General features: G+C 67.6%; 4 protein-coding genes and 1 pseudogene. 2 read left to right on the forward strand and 3 right to left on the reverse strand.

The annotated features are described in order from the left end of the window. Positions 1-842 (forward strand): putative bifunctional diguanylate cyclase/phosphodiesterase (locus AC2W7C_RS15265; protein WP_486002169.1); only part of this gene is annotated, 842 nt, incomplete at its 5' end. Between the two features lie 9 nt (positions 843-851). On the opposite strand, the gene AC2W7C_RS15270 is transcribed toward AC2W7C_RS15265, so the two are convergent. The 3 genes from AC2W7C_RS15270 to AC2W7C_RS15280 all read right to left on the reverse strand — a co-directional run bounded on the left by AC2W7C_RS15270 (position 852) and on the right by AC2W7C_RS15280 (position 2,716). Then, the gene (locus AC2W7C_RS15270) at positions 852-1,733 is read right to left on the reverse strand and encodes an SRPBCC domain-containing protein (protein WP_486002170.1); all 882 of its coding nucleotides are present in this window, start codon (positions 1,731-1,733) and stop codon (positions 852-854) included. Further along, the gene (locus AC2W7C_RS15275; RefSeq protein WP_486002172.1) at positions 1,717-2,064 is read right to left on the reverse strand and encodes an ArsR/SmtB family transcription factor; all 348 of its coding nucleotides are present in this window, start codon (positions 2,062-2,064) and stop codon (positions 1,717-1,719) included. Before AC2W7C_RS15275 ends, AC2W7C_RS15270 begins: the two co-directional genes overlap by 17 nt. A gap of 82 nt (positions 2,065-2,146) precedes the next feature. Further along, the gene (locus AC2W7C_RS15280; protein ID WP_486002171.1) at positions 2,147-2,716 is read right to left on the reverse strand and encodes a YqgE/AlgH family protein; all 570 of its coding nucleotides are present in this window, start codon (positions 2,714-2,716) and stop codon (positions 2,147-2,149) included. Between the two features lie 124 nt (positions 2,717-2,840). On the opposite strand from AC2W7C_RS15280, the pseudogene AC2W7C_RS15285 reads away from it, so the two are divergent. Further along, positions 2,841-3,328: pseudogene (locus AC2W7C_RS15285) on the forward strand (redoxin family protein). Positions 3,329-3,397 lie beyond the last annotated feature (69 nt).

Consider the following 3,397-nt stretch of genomic DNA (forward strand, 5'->3'; position numbering starts at 1 on the left):
AGATCGCGCGGCTGGAGAGCGACAGCCTGTCCCGGCTGGCGCTTGAAGCCGATCTGCGCAACGCCTTCGTGCGCGGCGAGATCGAGCCCTTCTACCAGCCGATCGTGAACCTGAAGACCGGGGCGGTGGCGGGCTTCGAGGCGCTGGCGCGCTGGCTGCACCCGCAGCGGGGCCTGGTGCCGCCCGACGAGTTCCTGGGCCTGGCCGACGAGATGGGCCTGATGAACGAGCTGGGCCTGCTGATGATGCGCGCCTCGGCGCGGCAGCTGGCCGAATGGATCAAGCGCCACCCTTCGGCGGGCAAGCTGTTCTGCAGCGTCAACCTGTCGGTCGGCGAGATCGAGCGGCCCAACCTGGTCGAGGACGTCGCCCGGATCATCCAGGAGGCGGGCCTGCCCAAGGGTGCGCTGAAGCTGGAGGTCACCGAGGGCGACATCATGCGCGACACCACGCGCGCGGCCGAGACGCTGAAGAAGCTGCGGGACGCCGGAGCGTCGCTGGCGCTGGACGATTTCGGCACCGGCTTCTCGTCGCTGAGCTACCTGGCCAAGCTGCCTTTCGACACCCTGAAGATCGACCGCTACTTCGTGTTGACCATGGACAAGGACGAGGGCTCGGCCAAGATCGTCAAGTCGGTGGTCAACCTGGGCCGCGACCTGTCGCTGGAGGTGGTCGCCGAGGGCGTGGAGAACGCCGGCCTGGCCAAGCTGCTTCTCGAAGCGCAGTGCCACTACGGCCAGGGCTTCGGCTACGCCCAGGCGCTGCCGGCCCAGGGCGCCGAGGTCTATCTGAACGAATCCCTCGCCGACGGCGCAGCGCCGCTGAAGGCGCGGTCGGCCTAGAGACGGCCCTCAGGGACGCAGGTCCGTGATTGCGGCGCCGGTCACAGGATCATAGGGATACGAGACATGCTGGTGGATCATCCGCCAACGTCCGTCGATCCGTCTGAACACCCGGGTGCCGCGGGACCAACTTTCGAACCCGGCGTCCGATGAGTCCGTCGATCGCATGTGATTCAGGCCCCAGGTCACCGCCAGGTCCTCACGGACGATCACCTGAAGGTCGGGGACATCCCAGCGAAACGCCTTGGGGGCGAGCTCGAACCCTTTCCGGCACACTTCGCGCACCCGGTCCGCGCCGATGTGGGCGAGGGGCGTATCGTGCTCGTATGAGACGATGTCCCGGGCGAGCGGGCGCATGGCGGCGTCGAGGTCCTTGGCCGAGGCCGCGTCGAACCAGTCGGCGAACAGCGTGCGGATCTCTCCTTCGGCAACCTCGTCGGCGACGAGGCGATCCAGCTTGCGCAGGCATTCGTCCCAGCCCTGGCCGTTGGCGTCGCGATGATCGGCCGTCCGATATCCGGTCTGGTGGAAATCCATGACCGCGCCGTTTTCGTTGTCGGCGAAGGTCACCGTCACCACCGTCTCCGGGCCTGAGCGTCCGTCGCTGCTCTGAATGAGCGTGAAGACCAATTTTCGGGCCGGCTCGACCGTACGGAAGATACCCCACTCAGTATGGAGACGGCCCTCCCTGGAGACATAATCGACCCGCCAGCCGCCTCCGGGACGAGGATCAGCCTCGGCGCGGGTGGTCGTGAAGCCATCGGGTGCGAACCAGGCGGCCAGCGCCTCGGGGTCGATCCAATTCCGAAACACAATTCCCGCCGGGGCCGCGAAGGCGCGCTGGATCGAAAGGGCGTGGCTGTCGGGTTTGGGGTCAGTCGCCGGACTCATTGGACAACTCCTCCATCTGTGTGTTGACGCGGGTCTCGAGCCGGTCGAACCGGTCGTTCCACAGGCGGCGATACTCGCCCAACCAATCGTCGATCTCGCGCAACGGAATGACGCTGAGGCGGCTTGGCCGTCGCTGGGCGTCGCGGCCGCGGGTGATCAGGCCGGCGGCTTCTAAAACGCCGACATGCTTGGAGACGGCGCGCACGCTCATGTCGAACGGCTCGGCGAGTTTCCCAACGGAAGCTTCACCCAGAACGAGGCGAGAGAGGATCGCCCTCCGGGTAGGGTCCGCCAGCGCCGCGAAGGTGGTGTCGAGATCAGATCGCATCATACGGAACCAATAAGTTCTGGAACTATATGGTTCCGTATGATGCGACAAGGCGGGTGTCAAGTCTGAGAGTACGTCGTCGGACTCAGGCCCGTCCGCTCTGCCCTGACAACTGGCCGGGATCGACGCCCAGGGTGGCGACCACCCGGCCCCATTTGCCGGCGTAGTCGGGATCGAAGATCAGGGCGGGATCGGCGTCGGCGGTGAGCCAGACGTTGTCGCCCAGCTCATCCTCCAACTGGCCCTCGCCCCAGCCGGCGTAGCCGAGCATCAGGACGGAGTTGCGGGGACCGCCGACGGGATCGACCATGGCCGCCAGGGCCTCGCGCGTGCCGGTCATGGCCAGGCCGTCGCCGAAGGGCATGGAGGCGTCGGGGGCCATCCAGTCGTCGGTGTGGAGCACGAAGCCGCGCTCGCGCTCGACCGGGCCGCCGACCAGGACGGCGCGCTGGGCGGCGGCGTCCGGGGCCGGGGTCTCGAGCTTGGACAGGACGGCCTTCAGGTCGACGCCGGGCGCGGGACGGTCCAGCCGCAGGCCCATGGCGTGATCCGGGCCGTGGGCGCAGATCAGGATGACGGCGTGCTCGAAGCGCGGGTCGTCGATGCCGGGCATGGCCACCAGCAGGCGGCCGGTGAGGTCCTGGAAGTCGTCCATGGCCTTATCATCGGAAGCGAGTGCGGCGCGCGCAAGGCCGCGCGTCGGATCGGCGGTTGGCGAGACCGCGTGCAACGCCTATCTGGTCCGGGAGTTTGATCCCACACATCCATCGGAGCCTGCCATGACCGTCCAGATCGGCGACCGCATCCCCTCGGCCAACCTGACCCTGGCCACCGACGACGGCCCCAAGCCGGTCAGCACCGACGAGATCTTCGCCGGCAAGACCGTGGCCCTGTTCGCCGTGCCGGGCGCCTTCACCCCGACCTGTTCGGCCCGCCATCTGCCGGGCTTCAAGGACCATCGCGAGGACCTGACCGCCAAGGGCGTGGACACGGTCGCCTGCGTATCGGTCAACGACGCCTTCGTGATGGGCGCCTGGGCCGACAGCCAGGGGATCGGCAAACAGGACATCCTGATGCTGGGCGACGGCAACGGCGACTTCACCCGCCAGCTGGGCCTGTCGATGGACGCCAAGGGCTTCGGCATGGGCGAGCGCTCGCAGCGCTATTCGATGATCGTCAAGGACGGCGTCGTGGAGCAGCTGAACGTCGAGCAGCCCGGCGAGTTCAAGGTGTCGTCGGAGCCGAGCACCTGATGACGCAGCTCTGATGCGATCCTCCCCCACAGGGGGAGGGGGGACCACGAAAGTGGTGGAGGGGGCGACGGCGATCGGCCGCG

This window comes from Brevundimonas sp. CURTG3B2_SDJG (assembly GCF_057364705.1).

What these genes read in the sequence shown, in the direction of transcription:
- AC2W7C_RS15270 (WP_486002170.1), bottom strand. Translation starts at nt 1,733, where the DNA reads ATGAGTCCGGCGACTGACCCCAAACCCGACAGCCACGCCCTTTCGATC.
- AC2W7C_RS15275 (WP_486002172.1), bottom strand. Translation starts at nt 2,064, where the DNA reads ATGATGCGATCTGATCTCGACACCACCTTCGCGGCGCTGGCGGACCCT.
- AC2W7C_RS15280 (WP_486002171.1), bottom strand. Translation starts at nt 2,716, where the DNA reads ATGGACGACTTCCAGGACCTCACCGGCCGCCTGCTGGTGGCCATGCCC.